The sequence below is a fragment of the Flavobacterium johnsoniae genome (assembly GCF_030388325.1).
Lineage (GTDB): Bacteria > Bacteroidota > Bacteroidia > Flavobacteriales > Flavobacteriaceae > Flavobacterium > Flavobacterium johnsoniae_C.
The window spans coordinates 1,961,093-1,985,780 of the sequence record NZ_CP103794.1; the positions used below are offsets into that span (position 1 = coordinate 1,961,093).

General features: G+C 33.3%; 20 protein-coding genes and 1 pseudogene. 10 read left to right on the forward strand and 11 right to left on the reverse strand.

The features are described from left to right. The first annotated feature begins 48 nt into the window (after positions 1-48). Positions 49-888 carry an oxidoreductase gene (locus NYQ10_RS08680; protein WP_289880025.1) on the forward strand — a complete coding sequence of 280 codons (840 nt, stop codon included), beginning with the start codon at positions 49-51 and terminating at the stop codon, positions 886-888. Positions 889-1,069: 181 nt separating this feature from the next. On the opposite strand, the gene NYQ10_RS08685 is transcribed toward NYQ10_RS08680, so the two are convergent. The 10 genes from NYQ10_RS08685 to miaB form a co-directional block, all read right to left on the reverse strand. Beyond that, positions 1,070-2,272, reverse strand: a complete 1,203-nt coding sequence (locus NYQ10_RS08685; RefSeq protein ID WP_289880026.1) for an ectonucleotide pyrophosphatase/phosphodiesterase — start codon at positions 2,270-2,272, stop codon at positions 1,070-1,072. Positions 2,273-2,393: 121 nt separating this feature from the next. Next, positions 2,394-4,025, reverse strand: a complete 1,632-nt coding sequence (gene groL, locus NYQ10_RS08690; RefSeq protein ID WP_177210785.1) for a chaperonin GroEL — start codon at positions 4,023-4,025, stop codon at positions 2,394-2,396. Between the two features lie 73 nt (positions 4,026-4,098). Beyond that, entirely contained in the window at positions 4,099-4,455 is a 357-nt protein-coding gene (locus NYQ10_RS08695; protein WP_289880029.1) for a four helix bundle protein, read from the reverse strand. 82 nt (positions 4,456-4,537) lie between these two features. Beyond that, positions 4,538-4,813, reverse strand: a complete 276-nt coding sequence (locus tag NYQ10_RS08700) for a co-chaperone GroES (protein WP_012023920.1) — start codon at positions 4,811-4,813, stop codon at positions 4,538-4,540. A 145-nt stretch (positions 4,814-4,958) separates the two neighbouring features. Beyond that, positions 4,959-5,300: a preprotein translocase subunit SecG gene (secG, locus tag NYQ10_RS08705; protein ID WP_229354331.1), complete on the reverse strand. Its 342-nt coding sequence runs from the start codon at positions 5,298-5,300 to the stop codon at positions 4,959-4,961. Positions 5,301-5,303: 3 nt separating this feature from the next. Continuing rightward, the gene (locus NYQ10_RS08710; RefSeq protein WP_289880031.1) at positions 5,304-6,947 is read right to left on the reverse strand and encodes a tetratricopeptide repeat protein; all 1,644 of its coding nucleotides are present in this window, start codon (positions 6,945-6,947) and stop codon (positions 5,304-5,306) included. Between the two features lie 94 nt (positions 6,948-7,041). Further along, on the reverse strand, positions 7,042-7,560 hold the full coding sequence (locus tag NYQ10_RS08715) for an LptE family protein (protein ID WP_276175058.1): 519 nt from the start codon (positions 7,558-7,560) through the stop codon (positions 7,042-7,044). Between the two features lie 95 nt (positions 7,561-7,655). Then, a complete protein-coding gene (locus NYQ10_RS08720; protein WP_289880033.1) occupies positions 7,656-8,912 on the reverse strand; it encodes a sigma-54 interaction domain-containing protein in 1,257 nt (418 codons plus the stop codon). Between the two features lie 192 nt (positions 8,913-9,104). Next, positions 9,105-9,494 (reverse strand): GxxExxY protein, encoded by a 390-nt coding sequence (locus tag NYQ10_RS08725; protein WP_289880036.1) that lies wholly within the window; start codon positions 9,492-9,494, stop codon positions 9,105-9,107. Between the two features lie 43 nt (positions 9,495-9,537). Then, positions 9,538-10,983, reverse strand: a complete 1,446-nt coding sequence (miaB, locus tag NYQ10_RS08730; protein ID WP_289880039.1) for a tRNA (N6-isopentenyl adenosine(37)-C2)-methylthiotransferase MiaB — start codon at positions 10,981-10,983, stop codon at positions 9,538-9,540. Positions 10,984-11,341: 358 nt separating this feature from the next. On the opposite strand from miaB, the pseudogene topA reads away from it, so the two are divergent. From topA to NYQ10_RS08770, 8 genes and pseudogenes are all read left to right on the forward strand, one after another. Then, positions 11,342-13,853, forward strand: a pseudogene (gene topA / locus NYQ10_RS08735) (type I DNA topoisomerase). Positions 13,854-13,858: 5 nt separating this feature from the next. Beyond that, positions 13,859-15,010, forward strand: coding sequence for a formimidoylglutamase (locus NYQ10_RS08740; RefSeq protein WP_289880041.1), 1,152 nt, complete (start codon positions 13,859-13,861; stop codon positions 15,008-15,010). A 262-nt stretch (positions 15,011-15,272) separates the two neighbouring features. Further along, positions 15,273-16,679: a gliding motility lipoprotein GldK gene (gene gldK, locus NYQ10_RS08745; protein ID WP_289880042.1), complete on the forward strand. Its 1,407-nt coding sequence runs from the start codon at positions 15,273-15,275 to the stop codon at positions 16,677-16,679. Positions 16,680-16,734: 55 nt separating this feature from the next. Continuing rightward, positions 16,735-17,382: a gliding motility protein GldL gene (gldL, locus tag NYQ10_RS08750; protein WP_289880046.1), complete on the forward strand. Its 648-nt coding sequence runs from the start codon at positions 16,735-16,737 to the stop codon at positions 17,380-17,382. A gap of 51 nt (positions 17,383-17,433) precedes the next feature. After that, positions 17,434-18,975: a gliding motility protein GldM gene (gene gldM / locus NYQ10_RS08755; RefSeq protein WP_289880048.1), complete on the forward strand. Its 1,542-nt coding sequence runs from the start codon at positions 17,434-17,436 to the stop codon at positions 18,973-18,975. 44 nt (positions 18,976-19,019) lie between these two features. Further along, positions 19,020-20,009, forward strand: a complete 990-nt coding sequence (gene gldN, locus NYQ10_RS08760) for a gliding motility protein GldN (protein WP_276175049.1) — start codon at positions 19,020-19,022, stop codon at positions 20,007-20,009. A 184-nt stretch (positions 20,010-20,193) separates the two neighbouring features. Then, positions 20,194-21,183 carry a gliding motility protein GldN gene (gene gldN / locus NYQ10_RS08765; protein WP_289881017.1) on the forward strand — a complete coding sequence of 330 codons (990 nt, stop codon included), beginning with the start codon at positions 20,194-20,196 and terminating at the stop codon, positions 21,181-21,183. Positions 21,184-21,260: 77 nt separating this feature from the next. Continuing rightward, the gene (locus NYQ10_RS08770; RefSeq protein WP_289880049.1) at positions 21,261-22,334 is read left to right on the forward strand and encodes an NAD(P)/FAD-dependent oxidoreductase; all 1,074 of its coding nucleotides are present in this window, start codon (positions 21,261-21,263) and stop codon (positions 22,332-22,334) included. Here NYQ10_RS08770 and NYQ10_RS08775 read toward each other — a convergent pair. Further along, positions 22,315-22,698 (reverse strand): DUF983 domain-containing protein, encoded by a 384-nt coding sequence (locus NYQ10_RS08775; protein ID WP_289880051.1) that lies wholly within the window; start codon positions 22,696-22,698, stop codon positions 22,315-22,317. The genes NYQ10_RS08770 and NYQ10_RS08775 overlap by 20 nt on opposite strands. Before the next feature lie 64 nt (positions 22,699-22,762). On the opposite strand from NYQ10_RS08775, the gene NYQ10_RS08780 reads away from it, so the two are divergent. Continuing rightward, a complete protein-coding gene (locus tag NYQ10_RS08780; RefSeq protein WP_289880054.1) occupies positions 22,763-24,676 on the forward strand; it encodes an ABC-F family ATP-binding cassette domain-containing protein in 1,914 nt (637 codons plus the stop codon). The last annotated feature ends 12 nt before the right edge of the window (positions 24,677-24,688 follow it).

A 24,688-nucleotide genomic window follows, 5' to 3' on the forward strand; every position in this document is an offset into this window, starting at 1 on the left:
TTCACTAATACCTTTGTCCTGTAATTATAATGTAAAAAAATTAAAATCATGGACAATAAAAAAGTTTGGTTTATCACAGGTGCTTCAAAAGGACTTGGATTAGAATTGGCTAAAAAATTATTAGCAGAAGGGGTTAAAGTGGCTGCAACATCAAGAAGTGAAGAAGCATTAGTAAAAGTTTTAGGAAATTCCTCAGAAAGTTTTCTTCCTTTAGAAATGGATTTAGTTGATGAAAAAAGCGTTAAAAATGCAATCGACAAGACTATCAATCATTTTAAAACAATTGATGTTTTGGTAAATAATGCAGGTTACGGCTTATTAGGAGCATTAGAAGAATTAACCGATGCAGAATCTAGAAAAAACTACGAAGTAAATGTTTTCGGATTATTAAATGTAATCAGAAATACAATGCCAATTCTGCGCGCCAATAAAACGGGACATATTTTTAATATTTCTTCTGTTGGAGGATATTATGGAGAATTTCCGGGTTGGGGTATTTACTGTTCTACAAAATTTGCCGTAGCAGGTTTGACAGAATCTCTGGCAGCAGAAGTTAAAACGTTTGGAGTTCATGCAACAATCGTTTATCCAGGTTATTTCAGAACCGATTTCTTAAAAGACAGTTCGTTGTTATTGCCTGAAAATCCGATTGCAGATTATAAAGAGGTAAGACAATCTGAAAGCACTCACAAGGACGACATTAATGAAAATCAGCCAGGAGATCCTGTGAAATTAGCTGAAGCTTTAATTCAAGTTAGTGAAGATCAGAATCCGCCATTGCATTTGTTTTTAGGAGAAGATGCCTATAATATGGCAAATCAAAAAATAGCAAGTGTACAGAATGAATTAGGGCAATGGAAAGAAGTTTCTATTTCGACAGCATTTTAATTAGATAATGTTTGATTTGATTTTTCTAACTTGAATTGCCTCCAGATTTATCTGGAGGAGGTGATGATGAGATTAATGAGAAAAAGCTTTAGCCAAACTTTATAGTTCGGCTAAAGCCTTTTTAATGTTTTAATAAGAGATCTCCAGATTTATCTGGAAGCAATTCAAGTTCATAAACTTTCTAATTGTTCAGTATTGATTTTACATCGCACAATTTTCCATCAATTTCGCCTATTTGCAATCCTAAAATATTTGCAATTAAAGGATAAACCGAAATATTAGGGAAAGTTTTAACTTCTTTATTTACTTTAAAAGCTGGTCCTTTTGCATAAAAAATAGCATGCATATCTTTGTTTTCATTATCATAACCGTGAGTTCCGCCTTTTATGTGAGTACTTTCTTTACTTACTAAACTCCATCCTTTTTCTGCTTCAATCACAAAATCATGCGCACGAGGATTGGTTCCGTAATGAAGTCTTTCGGGAACTTCAGTAGCTTTCCAGAATTTGATATGTGGTACTTTTTTTAAAGCATTTGCAATAGAATCCTGAAAACCAGCTTTAGCTAGTAAACTCATAATTGGATTTACAACATCTTTGTATCCGAGCCATTCTGGTTTTAGGTAATCTAAAACGGCTACTTTTTTATCATTGCTGATATTAGCCATTCCATGATCGGAAACAATTATTAAATTGATTTGTTTTCCGATTGGTAATTGATCTAATTTTCGAGATATTTCTCCAATAATAGAATCCATTTTAGTTGCTGCTTTTTTAGTTTGCGGCGAAAGCGGACCAAAATTATGTCCTGAATGATCTGGCTCGTCAAAATACAAAGTCACCAAATGCGGGCGTTGTTTTTCTGGAAGCTGAAGCCATTTCATAACCGTGTCAATTCTAGCTTCGTAAGGAATTTTATTGTCGTAGTTTTTAAAATAAGTTGGATTTCTTTTGTCGATATCAGAACCTGGCCAGAAGAAAGAAGCGGTTTTTACACCTTGCTGTTCTGCTAGATTCCAAATCGGATTTCCGCCGTAAAATCTAGAGTCATTTTTTGCTTTCGATGATAATGAAAAAGATTCGTTTAAATCAGCATCATAAAAAACATTATTGATAATTCCGTGATGATCAGGATAAAGACCAGTTACAATAGTGTAATGATTTGGAAAAGTTTTTGTCGGATAAGAAGGTTTCATTGATTTGGCGTGAACACCTTCTTTCGAAATTTGTTTAAGATTAGGAAGATTGAATTGTTTTTGATAATCCCATCGAAATCCATCCATCGAAACTAAAACTACATAGTTGTCTTTAGTATTTTGGGCTTGTAAGACGAATGAAAGTGAAAGAAAAAATAAGGATAGAAGTGAGGTAAAATGCTTTTTCATTTTTTGAATTTATTATGACTGCAAATGTATTGATAACAGATTTTTTAAAGAAAAAGAGAATGTTAAATAAAAAAAGCGCCAGATAAAATCCGACGCTTTTAAGTTTTAAGAAGAGAATGAATTACATCATTCCTGGCATTCCGCCTCCCATTGGCATTCCGCCTCCAGCATTTTCTTCTTTAATATCAATTAATGCACATTCTGTAGTTAAAATCATTCCAGAAACAGATGCAGCATTTTCTAATGCAACACGAGTTACTTTTTTAGGATCGATAATTCCAGCAGTAAGCATATCTACATATTCGTCAGTTTTTGCATTGTATCCAAAATCACCTGAACCTTCAGAAACTTTCGCTACAACAACAGAACCTTCAAGACCAGCGTTTTCAACAATAGTTCTTAATGGAGATTCAACAGCGCGAGAAACAATTTGAATTCCAGTTGCTTCGTCAGCATTATCCGCTTTTAAGTCAGCTAAAGCAAGTTTAGCTCTTAATAAAGCAACTCCACCACCAGCAACAATTCCTTCTTCAACAGCTGCACGAGTTGCGTGTAAAGCATCGTCAACTCTGTCTTTTTTCTCTTTCATTTCAACTTCAGAAGCAGCACCAACATAAAGAACCGCAACACCACCAGCTAATTTAGCCAAGCGCTCTTGCAATTTTTCTTTATCGTAATCAGATGTAGTAGTTTCCATCTGACCTTTAATTTGGTTTACTCTGTTTTTGATGATATCAGCTTCACCAGCACCGCTTACGATAGTTGTATTGTCTTTATCGATAGAAACTCTTTTTGCGTTTCCTAACATTTCGATAGTTGTATTTTCTAGAGTATAACCTCTTTCTTCAGAAATTACAGTTCCGCCAGTTAAGATTGCGATATCTTCTAACATTGCCTTTCTTCTGTCTCCAAAACCTGGAGCTTTTACAGCAGCAATTTTAAGAGCACCTCTTAATTTGTTTACTACTAATGTAGAAAGAGCTTCACCGTCAACATCTTCAGCGATAATCAATAATGGTTTTCCTGATTGCGCAACTGGCTCTAAAACTGGAAGTAATTCTTTTAAAGAAGATACTTTTTTGTCGTATAATAAGATGTATGGAGAGTCTAATTCAACTTCCATTTTCTCTGGATTTGTTACGAAGTAAGGAGAAAGATATCCTCTGTCAAACTGCATTCCTTCAACAACATCCACGAAAGTGTCAGTTCCTTTAGCTTCTTCAACAGTGATAACACCTTCTTTTCCAACTTTAGCGAAAGCGGTAGCGATTAACTCACCAATAACTTCGTCATTGTTTGCAGAGATAGAAGCAATTTGTTTGATTTTGTCAGAATCACTTCCAACAACTTTAGCTTGTTTTGCTAAGTCAGCAACGATAGTTTCAACAGCTTTGTCGATACCACGTTTCAAATCCATTGGATTTGCACCCGCAGCAACGTTTTTTAATCCTTCTTTTACGATAGCTTGAGCTAAAACTGTAGCAGTTGTAGTTCCGTCTCCAGCTAAATCATTAGTTTTAGAAGCAACTTCTTTAACCATTTGCGCACCCATATTTTCTAGTGCGTCTTTTAATTCGATTTCTTTTGCAACAGAAACACCATCTTTAGTAACTGTTGGTCCACCAAATGATTTTCCGATAATTACGTTACGACCTTTTGGTCCAAGAGTTACTTTTACAGCATTTGCTAATGCATCAACACCACGTTTTAATCCGTCACGTGCTTCAATATCAAATTTTATATCTTTTGCCATTCTATTTTTGCTTTAGGCAGTAGGCTTTAAGCTTTAAGCTTTTTCTACTGCTGTTAATAATTTTTTTATTTGCTTACAGCTTTACAAGTACTTGTTTTAGTTTGTAAATTTTGCTTTTTATGCTATTGATTTTTTCTATCTGTTTTTCTGCAATTTCATTGTTTAAATATTGCAAATCTTTAGCTAAAATCAATAAATATTCTGTCTCATTTGCAGAACCCAAAGCAATGTTGAGAAATTGATTAAACTCTTTGTCACTACTTCTTCCGCATCCTTCACTAATATTGGTTGGAATTGAGGAAGATGCTCTTCTAATTTGACTTGTTAATCCATATAATTCTTCTTTTGGAAATAAAGAAGTCATTTTATAAATTTCTAAAGTTAAAGAGTGGCTAAGTTGCCAAATGTCATATTTTTTAAAATCTCTCATTTTTGTTCTTGCTTTAGGCTTTACGCAATATGCTTTAAGCCTTTAAAAAAGCCTATAGCTTACTGCTTAAAGCTTACAGCAATTAAATAATTGCTAAGATGTCATCTTCGCGCATGATTAGGTAATCAGTGCCTTCTAATTTTAATTCTGTTCCAGCATATTTACCGTACAAAACAGTATCACCAACTTTTACAGTCATTGTATGATCTTTAGATCCGTTTCCTACTGCAACTACAGTTCCTTTTTGTGGTTTTTCTTTGGCAGTATCTGGAATAAAAATACCTGAAGCAGTTTTAGTTTCAGCTGCAACAGGCTCAATTAGTACGCGGTCTGAAAGCGGTTTAATGTTTAAAGCCATGATTTTTATATTATTATAAGTTATACATTTTTTTATGTTCTATAAACTTTCAGAAATTGTGCCATGCTGGTAAAACTGACATTATTTCTTAAAAAAAATGCCAGCTTTGACAGGCTGGCATTAGAATTTTTATATTGAACTAAGATTATTTAGTTGCTGGTGCTGCTGGAGCAGGAGTAGTTCCTTGTGCTGGAGCTGCAGGTGTATTTACAGGAGCTTCTGTTTTGTCAATAAGTTTAGAATCTGTGTCGCTTAAAGCTCCAGAAAAACTTAAGCTTGAAAGTAAAATTAGCACAATTAAAACAGTAGCTAAAGTCCAAGTACTTTTATCTAAAAAGTCAGTTGTTTTTTGTACTCCACCTAACATTTGTGTTCCACTAATAGTAGAAGACAATCCGCCTCCTTTAGGGTTTTGTACCATGATAACGATGATCAATAGAAAACAAACTATTGTAATTAAAACTAAAAAAATTGAAAATGTGCTCATTACTTAATTATTGTTATTGTTATTTTGTTGTAAAATCTTTATATCCGATATGCGGTCTGCAAAGAAAGTAATTTTTTCTGGATATTTCAAAATTAATATTTCATAAGCTTGAATTGCTTTTGTATATTTCTTTTGTTCCAGATAAACTCTGGCCAAAGTCTCTGTCATCAGATAAGAATTGTCCTCAATATTGCTGTCAATTTGGACTACTGGAGCAATTGTTCCAGGTTTTATTGGAGAGATTTTTGGATTGGTTTCGATAAATTTATCTATAATTTCAGCCTTTTTTTGTCTTTCTTCTTCTTTTGCAGCTTCAATTTTAGCTTGTTCCTCTGGAGAAATTTCGTTCGAGCGGTCAATTGGTTCTGTTCGAGATAATTGAAGCCATTCTTGGAATGAATGTTTTTCGCTAAGAGAAAAATCTAATGGTTTTCCAATTTCTAAATGTTCTGCCGCTGTTTTTGCAGGTTCATTAGATTCTTCTTCCTCGATTATTTCTTCAATTAGGTCTTCATTTTCCTCCTTGATTTCTTCTTCATCCTTCTCTTCAGTTTTTACAACTTCTTGAATTACTTCTTTTGGTGCTTCAAGTGTTTTTGTTTCGGCTTCTTTAATTGAAGAAAGAATAGATCGCTCAACAGGATTCATTTTAAATTCTGGAATAATCATTTCCTCGATAACACTGCCATCGTCTTCGTCTTCATCCGAATTTTGAGAAGGTTCTTCTATAATAGGTTCAATTTTTACTTCTTCAATTTTTGCAGATTGTTCTGCATTTGCAGATTCTGCTTCTTTGATTGAGCTTAAAATCGAATTTTCAACACGATCAAATTTTTGTTCTTCTGTTGCAATTATAGCTTCAGATTCTTTTACAGAAGGTGTCTCAGAAACTTTAATCGAACTTAAAATAGAGTTTTCAATACGATCAATTGTAGGTTGTTCCGTTTTTGTTGTTTCTGTAAATGATGCATTTTCAGTTTCTTTTGTGGATTCTAAAATAGACTCTTCAGCAACAATTGTGTTATTTTTTTCTTCAACAACAGGTTTTTCATATGTTACCGATTGAGTCTGTTTAATTGTGTCAAAGATAGATTCGTCAATTACAGGAAGTATTTTTGGTTCTTCTGTTTTTATTGGTTTCTCAAAAGTTATAGATTGAGCTTCTTTAATGGCAAGAAAAATTGATGGATCTATTTCTGGAACCTTTTTAACTTCTTCCGTTTTAGCAGGATTTACAATATTAGGAGTTTCAGTTACTTTTATGGTTTCTGAAATAGGCTGTTCTTCAACTTCTGTTTTTACTTCAATTGCTTTTCTAATTTGTTCAGGTGAAATTATTTCACTTTCAAAAACAGTAATTTCAAGAAGATCTCTTAGTTTTTGTTCGTAAAAATCGTTCTGAATAGAAGTAAAAATTTCCGATGTAATAAAATCAAACAAAACGGAACGATCAGATGTATGAGCGGCCGTAACTTTTAAAGCATAATTATACTTAAAGCTATTTTGATTGAAAAGTCCTTTTAATCGTAAAGCACGAGCACTTTGAAAATACGGAAACTCATTCAAAACACTTCCTAATGCGTCCGCCTGCTTTTCTGTAATAGCATCGGGTTTGTTCATTAAGTAGGTATAATCGGTAACGTTCATTTTTTTTGTTTAATCGGTTATTTGTTTAATTGCTGGTTCTGTGTTTTCATTTTATCGATTTAACGAATAAAAAAATTAACACTTAAACCAAAAATTACCATTTTGCCAAAGATTCATTAAAGATGTCTTGGGTAATTCTTTCGAAAATAGTTTTTATAGCGTCGTTTAGAACTGTTCCTGTTGGAAGCTGCTGTCCTGAAAAGTCATAATAGAATTCGAAAGATTTTTCAAAATCATCTTTTTCTTTCTTTTTATTGGTAAAACGTACATTAACGCGAATAGTCAAACGGTTTTGTGCGGCACCAACCTCACCATTTGCCCCAACAGCTGTTGCGGTCATTGGAGTAGTTCTGTAATCGGTAATTTCTCCTTCGTAAACTAAGTCACCTCCATTTGGAACCAAGTTTAAGTTGGTTTGATTCATAATCAAGTCCTGCAAAGCCAATGTAAAAGTTCTATCAATTCCAGGCTCAATCAAATCTGCATTGTTATGGAAGAAATTAACTTGAAATGTTTTGCCATCAATTGTACCCGTTCCGGTAAAATTATAAACCGAACAGCCACTCAACATAAAAAGGCTCAAAAATGCAAAAAGAGAATATATTTTTTTCATAATGTTTATTGGGAGAATTCCAATGTTTTAAATTTCAATTGTGTTCAAATATAGATAATTGGAATTTGGAATTTGCTTTTTAGAATTTATTTGTATTATAAATCGAATTGTTTGATTTTGCGGTATAAAGTTCTTTCTGAAATACCTAATTCATCTGCGGCTGCTTTACGTTTTCCTTTGTTTTTTTCTAATGATTTTTTGATCATTTCGATTTCTTTCTGTTCCAAACGTAAAATTTCCTCTTCTTCTATTGTTTCAGCAAATAAATAGTTATCGTCTGGAATTTGATAGTTTTCTTCGCGAACAGTTGGTGTCATAACCGCAGTTCTTGGTTCTTCTTCAAAATCAATTTCGCTATCGTTTTGCTGATTACCGTATATTTTCTGAATTAAATTCGGATTAATGTCTTGAACTTTAGAAGCTCCATTTTTCATTAATTCCAGAGTCAGTTTTTTCAAGTCATTTAAGTCACTTTTCATGTCAAAAAGGACCTTATATAATATGTCTCTTTCTGTGCTGAAATCGCTTTCTTTCTTACTGTCGTTGATTACAGAAGGCAAGTTGCTTCCTTCAGCAGGCAAATAAGATTGTAAAGTTGCCAATGTAATATCGCGATTGGTTTCTAAAACAGAAATCTGTTCTGCCACATTTCGAAGCTGACGAATATTTCCGCTCCATCTAAATTTCTGTAAAAGCTGAACAGCGTCGTCGTCTAGTTTTAAAGGTGGCATTTTGTATTTGTGAGCAAAATCGGCTACAAATTTTCTGAACAATAAATGTATATCGTCGTTTCTTTCTCTTAAAGGAGGTAAGGTGATTTCGACTGTACTTAAACGATAATACAAATCTTCACGGAATTTTCCTTTTTCGATTGCATTAAATAAGTTCACGTTTGTTGCAGCAACAATTCTCACATTGGTTTTTTGAACCTGCGAAGAACCCACTTTTATAAACTCACCATTTTCTAAAACACGAAGTAATCTTACCTGAGTTGTTAAGGGTAATTCACCAACTTCATCTAAAAATATTGTTCCGCCGTCGGCAACTTCAAAATAGCCTTCACGTGTGCTTGTTGCGCCTGTAAAAGCACCTTTTTCGTGTCCAAAAAGTTCACTGTCAATAGTTCCTTCTGGAATTGCACCGCAGTTTACTGCAATATATTTTCCGTGCTTTCTGTGCGAAAGCGAATGTATAATTCTAGGAATATTTTCTTTACCAACACCACTTTCCCCAGTTACCATAACCGAAATATCAGTTGGAGCAACCTGAATGGCTTTTTCGATAGCACGATTTAATTTCGGATCATTTCCAATAATCTCAAATCGTTGTTTTATTGCTTGAACTGTTTCCATATAGTTTTGTTTCAAGTTTTTTGTTTGTTTCAGGTTTCAGGTTGTTACTCTGACCTTTAACTTTTAAACTTTTGGCTTATAATTTTTATCTTTTGCCACAGATTAAAATGATTAACCAGATTTTTTAAAAATCCGTTAGAAATGTTTATTATTACATTAACCACAAATTACACAAATTAGCGCAAATTCTGTTTATGAATTTATCAATCTTTTGTGTACTAATGATTTGTTTTGAAAGTTTGCAATTATTCCAACTGGAGTATCTGCAAGTTTCATGTAATTTAATGTTTGAGCAAGATGATCGTTACTGATTTCTCTCACTGATTTTACTTCTAATATTATATCTTCATGAACTATAAAATCTGCATAAAATTTATGAGGTAAAATAACTCCTTTATATTCTATTGAAAATTCTTTTTCTCTATGATAAGGAATGTTATTATTCTTAAATTCAATTTCTAACGCATCTTTGTACACAATTTCAAGTAATCCAGGTCCCAATAATCTGTGTACTTCCATACATAAGCCTACAATTTGATAATTTTGATCTTTCTTGTAGTAATATTCGTTTATGTCAATCATGAAAAATAATTTGTGAGAATTTGCGTAATTTGCGGTAAAAAAACTAATTCATCTCAGAATATCCAACCGCTTCACCTTTTAAAGTTCCAGAAGTACAACTTATAATTTTTACGTTTACGAAATCTCCAATTTTATAATTCTCTTTTGGAAAAACCACCGTTATACTTTGAGAATTTCTTCCCGAAAACTCTTCTTTTGATTTTTTAGAAACTTTTTCTACTAAAACTTCAACGGTCTTTCCAACAAATTCTTCACTTCTAAACCAAGCGTGTTTTTGCTGTAAATCAACAATTTCTTGTAATCTTCTGGCTTTCGTTTCTTCTTCAACGTCATCTTTCATTTTTCTTCCGGCCAAAGTTCCAGGACGTTCAGAATACGAATACATATAACCAAAATTATATTTCACATATTCCATTAAACTCATTGTATCTTGGTGATCTTGTTCCGTTTCAGTTGGGAAACCAGCAATCATATCTTGAGAAATCGATGCATCTGGAACAATTGCTCTAATCTTATCAATCAAAGCCATATATTCTTCACGAGAATGCAGACGATTCATTTCTTTTAGAATTCTATTACTTCCAGACTGAACCGGCAAGTGAATATGTTTACAGATATTCGGATATTTCGCAATAACATGTAAAATGCTTTCGTGCATATCCTGCGGATTTGAAGTCGAAAATCGAATACGCATTTTAGGAAAACCAACCGCAACCATTTCTAATAATTGATCAAAATCGACAGCAGTTGCTTTTTGCATTTCAGAAGCGTTTACAAAATCTTTTTTCAAACCGCCGCCGTACCAAAGGTAACTGTCAACGTTTTGACCAAGAAGTGTAATTTCTTTAAAACCTTTATTCCACAAATCCTGAATTTCAGCCATAATACTTTGAGGCTCACGGCTGCGCTCACGTCCGCGTGTAAAAGGCACAACGCAGAATGTACACATATTATCGCATCCACGAGTGATCGAAACCAAAGCAGTAATTCCGTTACTCATTAAACGAACAGGCGAAATATCTCCGTAAGTCTCTTCTTTTGATAAAATTACATTAATGGCGTCGCGTCCTTCTTCAACTTCAGCCAATAAATTTGGAAGATCTTTATAAGCATCAGGACCAACGACAAGATCTACTATTTTTTCTTCTTCCAAAAACTGACTTTTCAAACGTTCAGCCATACAGCCTAAAACGCCTACTTTCATTTTCGGATTCGTGCGTTTTACCGCATTATATTTTTCAAGACGTTTACGAATGGTTTGTTCAGCCTTGTCTCTAATAGAGCAAGTGTTTACTAAAACCAAATCGGCTTCTTCTAAAACAGAAGTTGTGTTATAACCTCCGTCAGACAAAATGGAAGCTACGACTTCACTGTCCGAAAAATTCATCGCACAGCCGTAACTTTCTATAAAGAGTTTTTTAGTATTCTCAGGTTTATTTTCTAAAACAAGACTTTCGCCCTGTTTGCTTTCTTCAATAATCTTTTCCATTGTAAAATTTCAAAGTGCAAAGATAGCGTAATTGAAATGAATATGACAAGATGTCAGATAAAGAATTAACAATGTTTTAAAAATTATAGATTTTAGATTTACGCCTTATGAAAACCTAAAACTTTTTTTCTTCGTAAGTAGTTAATCTAAAAAAGAGTTGGAAGTTTTAATATCAAAACTTAAAATAAAGTGATTTCTCCGTGATAAATCATTTAAAAGTTATACCTATATATATTATGGAGAATAATACAGATAAATCTGCAATTTTAAGTTTCATAATATCAAAATACTTCAAAAATTCATTCGTAAGGTTAATATTTAAAAAAAATAAATACTTTTGTTGCAGAAAAATAGAGCAATGGCAAAGAATTTAGTAATAGTGGAGTCACCTGCAAAGGCGAAAACGATCGAGAAATTTCTTGGGAGTGATTTTCAGGTGGAGTCAAGTTATGGTCACATAGCAGACTTACCATCAAAGGAAATAGGGGTAGATGTAGAGAATGGTTTTAAACCTAAATATGAAGTTTCTCCGGATAAAAAAGCTTTGGTAACGAAACTAAAATCACTTTCTAAGAATGCCGAAACGGTTTGGTTAGCATCCGATGAGGACCGCGAGGGAGAGGCTATTTCATGGCACTTGGCGGAAGAATTGAAACTGGATACAAAAAAAACGAAAAGAATTGTTTTTCATGAGATTACAAAATCTGCGATTCTTAAAGCAATTGATAATCCAAGAGAAATTGATTATAATTTAGTAAATGCACAACAAGCTAGACGTGTTTTAGACCGTTTAGTGGGGTATGAATTATCTCCAGTTTTATGGAGAAAAATCAAAGGCGGACTATCTGCAGGTCGTGTACAATCTGTTTCTGTACGTTTAATTGTAGAGAGAGAACGCGAAATTCAAGGTTTTAACGCAGTTGCAACTTATTCAATTGTTGCAGAATTTGTAAATGAAGCTGGGAAAGCTTTCAAAGCAAAACTGCCAAAAAACTTCAATACTAAAAAAGAAGCCGAAGATTTCTTAAATCAAAACATCGGTTCTAAATATAAGGTAGTAGATTTAGAAACTAAACCTACCAAAAAATCTCCAACAGCACCTTTTACAACTTCTACACTTCAACAAGAAGCTGCAAGAAAATTGTATTTGCCAGTTGGAATTACCATGCAATTAGCACAGCGTTTATACGAAGCGGGACTTATTACTTATATGAGAACGGATTCTGTGAATCTTTCTAAAGAGGCGATGGATGCTGCTGAAGCTGAAATTATCAAGTCTTACGGGAAAGAATTCTCTAAACCGAGAGTTTTTGCTAATAAAAATAAAGGAGCACAAGAAGCGCACGAAGCAATTCGTCCGACTGATATGTCACGTCACACAGTAAATATCGACCGTGACCAAGCTCGTTTGTACGATTTGATCTGGAAAAGAACTTTGGCTTCGCAAATGAGTGATGCACAATTGGAAAGAACAAACGTAAAAATCGAAGCGGATAATCATGATGAAATTTTTACTGCTTCTGGTGAAGTTTTGCTTTTTGAAGGTTTCTTAAAAGTTTATTTAGAAGGTCACGATGACGATGAAGAAGAACAAGAAGGAATGCTTCCAGCTTTAAAAGTAAATGAAAAACTAGCGAATAATTATATTACAGCTACAGAAAGATATTCAAGACCACCGGCACGTTATACTGAGGCATCTCTAGTTAAAAAATTAGAGGAACTTGGAATCGGACGTCCGTCAACTTATGCACCAACAATTTCAACAATTATCAATAGAAATTATGTTGAAAAAGGAACTCTCGAAGGTCAAGAACGTAATTATACTCAATTGACTTTGCAAAATAGTAAAGTAGGAGAGAAGTTATTAAAGGAAAATACAGGTTCTGATAAAGGGAAATTAGTTCCAACAGATATCGGAACAATTGTAACTGATTTCTTGGTGAAGAATTTCGGAAACATTTTAGATTACAATTTTACTGCGAAAGTAGAACAAGATTTTGACGAAATTGCAGAAGGAAATATCGACTGGGCAAAAATGATGCAAGATTTCTACAATCAGTTTCACCCAAATGTAAAAGAAGTTGAAGCAAATGCGGAACGCGAAAGTGGAGAAAGGATTTTAGGAAAAGATGCAGACGGAAGACAAGTTTCTGTTCGTTTAGGAAAATTTGGTCCAATGGCTCAAATTGGCGAGGCAGACGACGAGGATAAAAAGTTTGCTAGCTTAATGGCAGATCAGAATATTGGAAATATTACACTTGAAGAAGCTTTGAATTTATTCTTGCTTCCAAAAAGTTTAGGAGAATATAAAGGAGAAGAAGTAGAAGTGAATAACGGTCGTTACGGTCCTTATGTACGTCATGGAAGTGTATTTATTTCTTTGCCAAGAGGCGAAGATCCTTTAGGTGTTTCTAAAGAAAGAGCTCAAGAATTGATTGACGAAAAAGCACTTGCTGATGCGCCAATTGCTGTTTATAAAGGAGAAGCTGTTCAAAAGGGAGTGGGGCGTTTTGGTCCATTCATCAAATGGAATGGACTTTTTGTTAATGTGAGCAAGAAATATAATTTTGATAATTTATCGCAATCAGATGTAGAAGAGCTTATTGAAGACAAGCTTCAGAAAAACATCGATAAAGTTCTTCATAATTGGGAAGAAGAAGGAATTGTAGTAGAAAAAGCTCGTTGGGGACGTTCTGTCATTCTAAAAGGAAAAATCAAAATTGAACTAAGTAAAGATGTTGATGCTACGCAATTAACATTGGCTCAGGTTCAAGAAATGATTGCTAAAACACCAGCAAAGAAAACCGACTAAAAAAACAACAACGGCTAAAAAAGCTCCAGCTAAAAAAACAGTTGCTAAAAAGAAATAAAATAGATGGAATTTGATTTTCTAGAACCAGTTAATGATGCGATTGTAAAATTCGTTGGAGGACTGTCTTCGCAAGAGCTTGGAAGTAAAATTGTTTTTCATACACAAGAACAATTTCCAGATATAGAACAAATTAATATTGCTATAATTGGTGTTTTAGAAGATCGTACAAACATCAATATGGTTAATGAAGTTAATCTTACTGCTGTTCGTAAAAAATTATATAGTATGTTTCCAGGTAATTGGGATGCTTCAATTGCTGACTTAGGAGATATACTTGCTGGTGATTCTGTTGAGGATACTTACTTCGCATTGAAAAAAGTTACAGCCTCTTTGATCAAGAATAAAGTGATTCCTATAGTCCTGGGAGGTTCTCAGGATTTAACCTATGCTTTGTATCGTGCTTACGATGACTTAGAGCAAATGGTTAATTTAGTTGCGGTCGATAATAAATTTGATTTTGGAAAAGAAAATGAGTCGGTTTCAGCTAATTCGTATCTTACTAAAATAATTATTGATGAACCAAATAATCTTTTTAATTACTGTAATATAGGCTATCAGACTTATTATAATTCGCAAGAAGAAATCGACTTAATCCAAAAGTTGTTTTTTGATGCTTATCGATTGGGCGAAATCTCTAATAAAATCACTTTGGCTGAGCCTGTTTTTAGAGATGCAGATTTGGTGAGTATCGATTTAAATTCTGTAAAATCTTCAGCTTCAGGAAACACAGTAACATTTGAACCCAATGGTTTTAATGGCAAAGAAATTTGTGCTTTAGCAAGATACGCTGGTATTAGTGATAAAGTTACTTCTTTTGGTGTTTTTAATCATAATAGTACAATGGCAGAATCTGTAATTATTTCGCAGATTGTGTGGTATTTTATTGAAGGATATCACTACCGTTCAAAAGAATATCCTTTCGGAAGTCGCGCCAATTATTTGAAGTATATTGTCCCGCTTGAAGATGAAGAACTTATATTTTATAAAAGTGACAAAACGGATCGTTGGTGGATTGAAATTCCATTTGAATCAAATGGCAGCAATAAATTAAAAAGAAATACGTTATTACCCTGTTCTTATGATGAATACTTGGCCGCTTGCAATCAGGAATTGCCAGAAAGATGGTGGAAAGCGCAGCGTAAAAATGCTTTGTAATTTGAAAACTTAAGGTAAATCTTAATTTTTTAAAAAATAAGAAAAATAGTTAAATTGAATTAGTGAGAAAATGATTACATATGATAAAAATTAACGTTTTACATCGATTTTTTGACACAGTTTATCGATAAAATATTTTTTTTTTATTTTATTTAACATTATTTTTGAACGGTAAAATAAATTTCGCAAGTAGTATTGTTTTTTAGATAAATAATAAATACGTTTACGGACTTTTAATAATGAATAGATAATCCAAATTTATATGAAGAAGTTTATTGCATTTGCAGCAATGTTAACACTGGTAATTGGCTGTGGTAAGTCAGGTGACAAAGGTGAATTAGTTGGTGTTACAGGAGGGAAATGGCATCCTGAAAAACCTTATGGAATGACTTTGGTTCCGGGTGGATCTTTTATTATGGGTAAATCAGACGCGGATTTAGCTAATGTGGAAGATGCTCCAACTAAAACTGTAACTGTTCGTTCATTTTATATGGATGAAACTGAGATTACAAATAGTGAGTATCGTCAATTTGTAGAATGGGTAAAAGATTCTACAATGAGAGTTCGTTTAGCAATTTTAGCAGATGAAACTGGACAAAAAAGTACGGGAGATAAAGGTAAAAAAAGCGGAAGTATTGCTGATTATGCTTTTAATGATTCTGATCCAGAAAAAATGACAGCTTACGATAAATATATGTACGATAACTATTATAGTGTTGGTACAAAAGATGATCCATATGCTGGAAGAAAATTAAATAAAAAAGTAAAATTAATTAAAGATACTAAAGCATATCCAGATGAATATTATGCTGAGGTAATGGATTCTATGTACTTGCCAATTGAAGAATCTTACAACGGATTAAGAACAATTGACGTAAATAAATTGAAATTCCGTTATTCTTGGATGGATATTCAAGCTGCTGCAAAAGCTAAAGTTGGAAAAAGAAGTGACTTCGTTAAAACAGAACAGGTGAATGTATATCCTGATACTGCAGTTTGGATTAAAGATTTTGCTTATTCATATAATGAACCAATGCATAATGACTATTTCTGGCACAAAGCTTACGGAGAATATCCTGTAGTTGGTGTGACTTGGAAACAAGCAAAAGCTTTCTGTGCTTGGAGAACTTTAAACAAAAATAGCTACATCAAATCTAAGAAAAAAGGTCGTGATCTTGTAAATGCTTTCAGATTACCAACTGAGGCGGAATGGGAATACGCCGCTAGAGGTGGTCTAGAATCTGCAACTTACCCTTGGGGTGGTCCTTACACTAAAAGCGATAGAGGTTGTTTCTTAGCAAACTTCAAACCAAGTAGAGGTGATTATGCTGCTGATGAAGCTTTGTATACTGTTGAAGCAAAATCATACGAAGTAAACGGTTACGGATTGTACAACATGGCAGGAAACGTTTCAGAGTGGACAGATTCAGCTTACAATCCAAACGCTTACGAATATGTTTCTACAATGAATCCAAACGTAATTGATGGTAAAAACCAAAGAAAAGTTGTTCGTGGAGGTTCTTGGAAAGATGTTGCTTATTTCTTGCAAGTAAGTACTCGTGACCACGAATACGCTGATTCAGCTAGAAGTTATATCGGTTTCAGAACTGTACAAGATTACATGGGAACTCAAGTAACTGGTAACGGAAACGGAAGCAAAAGAAAGTAATTTTATAATTTTATCAATATCCAACAAATCTATTTAAAACCTAAAAAAAAGTATTATGGCATTATTAAGTAAAAAAGCAATGAATTTCGCTTATGGTATGGGAGCGGCAGTGGTAATTATTGGAGCTTTATTCAAAATTACTCACTTTGAACTTGGACCTTTAACAGGAACAGTTATGCTGTCAATTGGATTGGTTACTGAGGCATTAATTTTTGCTCTTTCTGCTTTCGAACCAGTTGAAGACGAATTAGATTGGACTTTAGTTTATCCAGAATTGGCTAACGGACAAGCTAGAAAAAAAGAAGCTAAAGCTGAAAACCCAACTGAGGCTCAAGGATTATTATCTCAAAAATTAGATACATTATTAAAAGAAGCTAAAATTGACGGTGAATTAATGTCAAGTTTAGGAAATAGTATCAAAAACTTCGAATCTGCTGCAAAAGGAATTGCTCCAACTGTAGATTCAATCGCAGGACAAAAGAAATATTCTGAAGAATTATCTGTTGCTGCTGCTCAAATGGAATCATTAAACAGTTTATATAAAGTACAGTTAGAAAGCGCTTCTAGAAACGCTGAGGCTAACAAAGAAATCGCTGAAAACGCTTCTAAATTAAAAGAACAAATGGCGTCTATGACTGCAAACATTGCTTCTTTAAATAGTGTTTATGGTGGTATGCTTTCTGCAATGAGTAACAAAGGATAATTAGTTTTTAACTAATATTAAATTTATTAATAAAGAACTAATTAGAAAAAAATGGCAGGAGGAAAATTAACCCCTAGACAGAAGATGATTAACCTGATGTATCTGGTTTTCATCGCGATGTTAGCAATGAACGTATCAAAAGAAGTTATTTCTGCTTTTGGTTTGATGAATGAGAAATTTGAAAGTGCAAATACTACTTCAACGGAAACAAACGCAGGTTTATTAACATCTTTAGATCAGAAAGCTGCTGAAGCAAAAGGAGAATTTGCTATTGCAGCAGTTACTGCTCACAAAGTAGAAACAATTACAAAAGATTTTTATGATTATATAGCTACTCTAAAAGCTCAGGCTGTTAAAGGTTTTGAAGTTGAAAAAGAAACTGGAAAAATGCCTTACGAGTCTATGGATAGAGGAGATAATATCGACGACTGGTTTACAGGAGACGGTTACACTAAAAAAGGTAACGAAATTATTTCTAAAATCGAAAAGTATAAAGCTGATATCAAAGCTGCTTTAGGAACGGATAAAAAATACGCAGCAATTATTGCTGAGGTTGAAAAGAAATTTGATGTTTCTGATGTAAAAAATAAAGAAGGAATCAAAGAAAAGTATTTAGCTTATCACTTTAAAGGATTCCCAGCAATTGCAACAGCTGCAAAATTATCAACTTGGCAAAATGATGTTAAAAAGACTGAGGCTGACGTTTATAACAGTGCTTTAGGAAAAGCTGCGGTTGCTGCTGCTTCTTACAGTAACTATCAAGCGATTGTTGTTTTAGATAAAAATGCATATTTCCAAGGAGAAAAAGTTACAGGTAAAGTTGTTTTAGGTCGTTATGATGAAAACACTAAACCTACTTCATTCCAAGGTCCAGGACAAATCGTTAATGGACAAGCTGTTATCTCATTAACTGCTGGTGGAGTTGGAGAGCAAAATATCAATGGACAATTTACATTCTTAGAGGATGGTAAAAATATTCCTTTGAAATTTGCAGGAAAATATGTTGTAGTTCCAAGACCAAATTCTGCTACAATTTCTGCTGATAAAATGAATGTAGTTTATAGAGGTGTTGTTAACCCAATCTCTGTATCATTCGCTGGTGTTGCTGATAATAAAGTGATAGCTAGTGCTCCAGGATTATCTTCAGCTGGAAAACCAGGAAAATATAACATGAGCCCAGGACAAGGTACTGAAGCTACAATTTCTGTAACTGGTACATTGCCAAATGGTGAAAAAGTATCAGACAAGAAAACATTCAGAATTAAAGGTATTCCTGGTCCAACAGGAACAATCAGAGGAGAAATGGGAGTTGTTAAAGGTCCTAAATCTAACTTAGAGATTGCTACTATTGGAGCTAAATTACTTGATTTTGATTTTGAAGTTGGTTTAGATGTTGTTGGATTCAATATGAAGATTGCTGGACAACCTACAGTTGTTGTTACAGGAAACAAAATGAATGCACAATGTAAACAAGTACTTTCAAGAGCAGGTAAAGGAGACCAAGTTACTATTTCTGAAATTAAAACTAAACTTGTTGGAGCTGGTAGTTATTTATTGCCAAGAACTGCTCCGGTAATTTACGAAATACAATAATAAAGTAGTGAAAACTACATTCAATATCTTATAATGATACCACGATGAAAGTAAGAAATTTTTTAATAGCTATTGTTTCTATCGCTGGAGGTTTTGCTTCTAATGCGCAATCTAATTTGCTTAATGCTAAGACGCCAGCTCAGATTGGACTTAAAACTCCTGCTCAATTGATATCTGATAATGATAAGCCTTTGGCTTATGGTTATGTAGATGATAGAGATATTTTGATGGGAAAAACTACATGGGAAATCATTGACTTAAATGAGAAAATCAATTTTCCATTATACTTTCCGGTAGATACAGCTAATATTGGTGCTAATAGACGTTCTCTATACGACGTTTTGACTAAAGCTATTAAAGGTGGAAAAATAACTGAAGTGTATACAGATAGTTATTTCAATACTAAAAAATCTATGAAAGACATCGAAGGATCTTTATCTCGTATTGATACAACAGATGCTGGTAGAGAGTTGATTAACCAATATCCAGATGACTACAAATCACGTGTTGTGAAGAAAAAAGTGGTTTCTGGTAAAGGAAAAAACAAAAGTGTGTCTTATGTTGAAGAAACAGTTGGACCAACAAGAACGGTTCCTGCTGAATACATTTTGAAACAAGATTTAACTGCTGCTGATGTTACTCAGTATAAAGTAAAAGGATACTGGTATTTTGACAAACGTCAAAGTGAATTGAAATATCGTTTACTAGGAATTTGTCCAGTTACTCCTGATGTTTATACTATGAATAGTGATGAAAAGGATTATATTGAATTGTTCTGGGTTTTCTTCCCAAATGCTAGGGAAGCATTGCACGAAGCAAAAGCTTTTAATGACAACAATTCAGCTCTTCCAATTTCATTTGATCAGATTTTAAATTCAAGACGTTTTAATGCTGTTGTTTACAAAGAAGAAAATCTTTATGGAGACCGCGCTATTAGCGATTACATGAAAGACAATGCACAGAATCAGTTGTTAGAATCTGAAAGAGTGAAAGAAAAAATTCGCAATTTCGAACAAGATATGTGGAACTACTAAGTTGATACATTGCATAATAATTATAAAAACTCTTGCTACCTTTGTAGTAAGAGTTTTTTTTTGTTTAAAAAGTAGCCCCAATTTTAATCATCTTTTTAATAATTTACTACATTTGTATTATGTAGGAAAAAGAACACAATATATTTTAAAAAGTTACGTTTAATTTCTTGTAATATAAATCATGATGAAAATAAAAGTTTTTTTAATAGCTATTGTTTCTGTTGTTGGGAGCTATACTTCTAAAGCACAGTCTAATTTACTTAATGCTAAAACTGCTGACCAAATTGGAATAAAAACAGCGGCGCAGTTAGTATCGGATAATGATAAGCCATTGGCGTACGGTTATGTAAATGATAGAGATATTTTGATGGGGAAAACTGTTTGGGAGATTATTGATTTAAACGAAAAGATCAATTTTCCTTTATATTTCCCTGTAGATACTGCGAATATCGGTCCAGATAGACGTTCACTTTATGATGTTTTAACTAAAGCAATAAAAGATGGTAAGATAACTGAAGTTTATACGGATAGTTATTTTAATACAAAAAAATCATTGAAGGATATTCAAGGAGCTTTATCTCGTGTAGATACAACTGATGCGGGTAGAGAATTAATTAATCAATATCCGGATGATTATAGATCTCGGGTGGTTAAGAAAAAAGTAGTTACAGGAAAGGGAAAAAATAAGAGTGTATCTTATGTTGAGGAAACGGTTGGGCCTACAAGAACAGTTCCGGCTGAATATATTTTGAAACAGGATTTAACTGCGGCAGATGTTAGCCAATATAAGATTAAAGGTTTTTGGTATTTTGACAAACGTCAAAGTGAGTTGAAATATCGTTTGCTTGGCATTTGTCCTGTTACTCCAGACGTTTATACGATGAATAGTGATGAGAAAGATTATATCGAACTTTTTTGGGTTTTCTTTCCGAATGCGCGAGATGTTCTGCATGAAGCAAAAGCTTTTAACGACCAAAATTCAGCGCTTCCTATTTCATTTGATCAGATTTTAAACTCAAGAAGATTTAATAGCGTTATATATAAAGAAGAGAACGTGTATGGAGATAGAGAAATTAAAGATTATATACGTGATGATGCTCAAAGTCAATTGCTGGAATCTGAAAGAGTAAAAGAGAAGATTCGTAATTTTGAAGAAGATATGTGGAATTACTAAGACAGTAACTAAATTATAACCAAAACTCTTGCTACCTTTGTAGTAAGAGTTTTTTTATTTTACTTATACACTTCAAAATGCTTGATTATTTAATTGTTGGATCTGGATTGGCTGGAATTTCTTTTGCCGAAGTTGCCCTTAAAAACAACAAAACTATTTTACTTATAGACGATAAATCGCAGAATTCTTCAAGAATTGCGGGTGGATTATATAATCCTGTTATTTTAAAGCGTTTTAGTGAAGTTTGGAATGCTAAAGAGCATTTGGTTTTAATGAATGAATTCTATGATCAAGTTGAAGATAAATTAAAGGAAAAATTCAATTATAAAATGCCTATTCTTCGAAAGTTTTTTTCAATTGAAGAACAGAATAATTGGTTTGCTGCTTCAGATAAAATAAATTTAGCACCTTTTTTATCAACGAAGTTAATTACAAAAAAATATCAAAGTATTGATTCTCCGCATGATTATGGAGAAGTTTTGCATACAGGTTATGTTAAGACCAGACAATTGTTAGAAAGCTACAACACTTATTTAAAAGAAAATAATTTACTTCTGGAAGAATCTTTTCATAGTTCTTTCTTAGAGATTCTTGATTCAGGAATTCAATATAAAAATATTAAAGCGCGTCATATCATATTTGCGGAAGGTTTTGGATTGCATAAAAATCCTTATTTTAATTATCTTCCTTTGGATGGAACAAAAGGCGAATTGTTTTTAATAAAAGCACCTGATTTGAAATTAGATCTGATTGTTAATACAAGTGTTTTTATTCTGCCAGTTGGAGGTAATTTATTTAAAGTTGGAGCGACTTATAATTGGCATGATAAAACAGGTCTTCCGACAGAAGAAGGAAAACAAGAACTTGTAGACCGCATTAAGGAAATCATCACTTGCGATTTTGAAATTGTAAAACATTTTGCAGGTGTAAGACCAACGGTAGCCGACAGAAGACCTTTAATAGGTACTCATGAAGCATATAATTCTATTCATGTTCTTAACGGATTAGGAACACGAGGGGTAATGTTGGGGCCAGCATTGGCAAAAATGTTATATGAAAATATTGAAAATGGAACTCCAATAGACCGTGAGGCAGATATTAAGAGATTCCATAAAAGATATTTAAAAAGTCTTACTCCTGACCGGCCTTAGGATCATAAGAAACAAACATATTAATGTATAAGTTTCTTGATAGGCGTAACACGAAAGGAAATAGAACCACAAGCGTTAAAATAATTGCTAAAAACGATTGTTCGATAGTTGCTCCGAAAAAAACAAAAGAAACAATAAATGCAGCAATTCCGACTGCGACATTCAATGCGTAACTAACATACATTGCACCGTAAAAAAATGAAGGTTCAATTTGATATTTGAATCCGCAATGGCTGCAATTTTCATTCATTTTTAGAACTTTAGTCAAATGAAGCGGATTTTTGTCTTCATACATGCTTTCTTTTTGGCATTTTGGACAACTTCCTGTTAAAATGCTATTTAGTTTCGATCCTTTTTTTAACATTTGCAAAAATTTTATCAAAGGTACATTTTTACGCCTTTATTTCTTGTAACAACAGTCACAAATTATGCTTAATATACACAATCTTTCGGTTTCTTTTGGAGGAACATATTTATTTGAAGAAGTTACTTTTCGTTTAGGAGCTGGAGACCGAGTTGGTCTTGTTGGTAAAAACGGAGCGGGTAAATCGACAATGCTAAAAATGTTGGCTGGAGATTTTAAACCAGACTCTGGAGTTATTTCTCAAGAGAAAGATATCAGAATGGGGTTTTTGCGTCAGGATATTGATTTTGAACAGGGAAGAACCGTTTTGGAAGAAGCATACGAGGCTTTTACAGAAATCAAAGTTGTAGAAAAAAAACTAGAAGAAATCAACCATCAATTGGTTACCAGAACGGATTATGAAAGTGAAGAATACGGCCAAATCATTGAAGATCTTTCTGATTACACACATCGTTTTGAACTTCTAGGCGGTTACAATTACGTAGGAGATACAGAAAAAATCCTTTTGGGTTTAGGTTTTAAAAGAGAAGTATTCAATAATCAAACTGAAACATTTTCTGGAGGTTGGAGAATGCGTATCGAGCTTGCAAAACTTTTATTGCAATCTAATGATGTTTTGCTTCTGGATGAGCCAACCAACCACTTAGATATTGAAAGTATTATTTGGTTAGAAAACTTTCTTAGAAATTATCCAGGAGTTGTGGTAATTGTATCGCATGATAAGATGTTTTTGGATAACGTTACCAACAGAACAATCGAAATTTCATTAGGGAAAGCATACGACTTCAATAAACCTTATTCTCAATATTTAGAATTGCGTCATGAAATTCGCGAGAAACAACTAGCAACTCAAAAAAATCAGCAGAAAAAGATTGAGGAAACTGAAAAATTAATCGAGAAATTCCGTGCAAAAGCTTCAAAGGCTTCAATGGCTCAATCGTTAATTAAAAAATTAGATAAAGTAGAAAGAATCGAAGTTGACGAGGATGACAATTCTGTAATGAATATCTCTTTTCCTGTTTCTAAAGAACCTGGAAAAGTAGTAATTGAAGCAGAAAATGTTACGAAAGCTTACGGAGACAAAACGATTTTAAAAGATATAAGTTTATTGGTTGAACGTGGAAGTAAAATTGCTTTTGTTGGACAAAATGGACAAGGAAAATCGACTTTCATTAAAGCTTTAGTAAATGAGTTTGAGTATACTGGAAATATCAAATTAGGACACAATGTGCAGTTAGGATATTTTGCTCAAAATCAAGCAGAATATTTAGATGGAGAAATTACTTTGCTTCAAACAATGGAAGATGCGGCAACCGACACAAACCGTATGAAAGTACGTGATATGTTAGGTTCTTTCTTGTTTCGCGGAGATGATGTAGAGAAAAAAGTAAAAGTACTTTCTGGAGGAGAACGAAACCGTTTGGCGCTTTGTAAACTTTTATTACAGCCAATTAACGTATTGCTGATGGATGAGCCTACGAACCACTTAGATATTAAATCTAAAAATGTTTTAAAAGCGGCGCTTCAAAAATTTGGAGGAACTTTATTATTGGTTTCTCACGACAGGGATTTTCTTCAGGGAATGTCAAATATCGTTTACGAGTTTAAAGATCAAAAAATCAAAGAATATCTGGGCGATATTAATTTCTTTTTAGAACAGCGTAATCTTGAAAATATGCGTGAAGTTGAAAAGAAAGATGTTGTAAAAACAAATGCTCCAAAAGAAAATACGAAGGTTTCTTACGAAGATCAGAAAAAAGGAAAAACACTTCAAAATAGATTAAGTAAAATTGAAAGTCAAATTCAGCAATTGGAAAAACAAATTCAGCACGACGATAAAATGCTGGAAACCAATTATGATAAACATATAGAAGATGCTTCATTTTTTACAGCTTACAACAAAAAGAAAGCCGATTTAGATCAATTATTAAGCGATTGGGAAATTGTGCAAGAAGAAATTGATAGCTTTAATGCATAGTTTTTTTTCAGG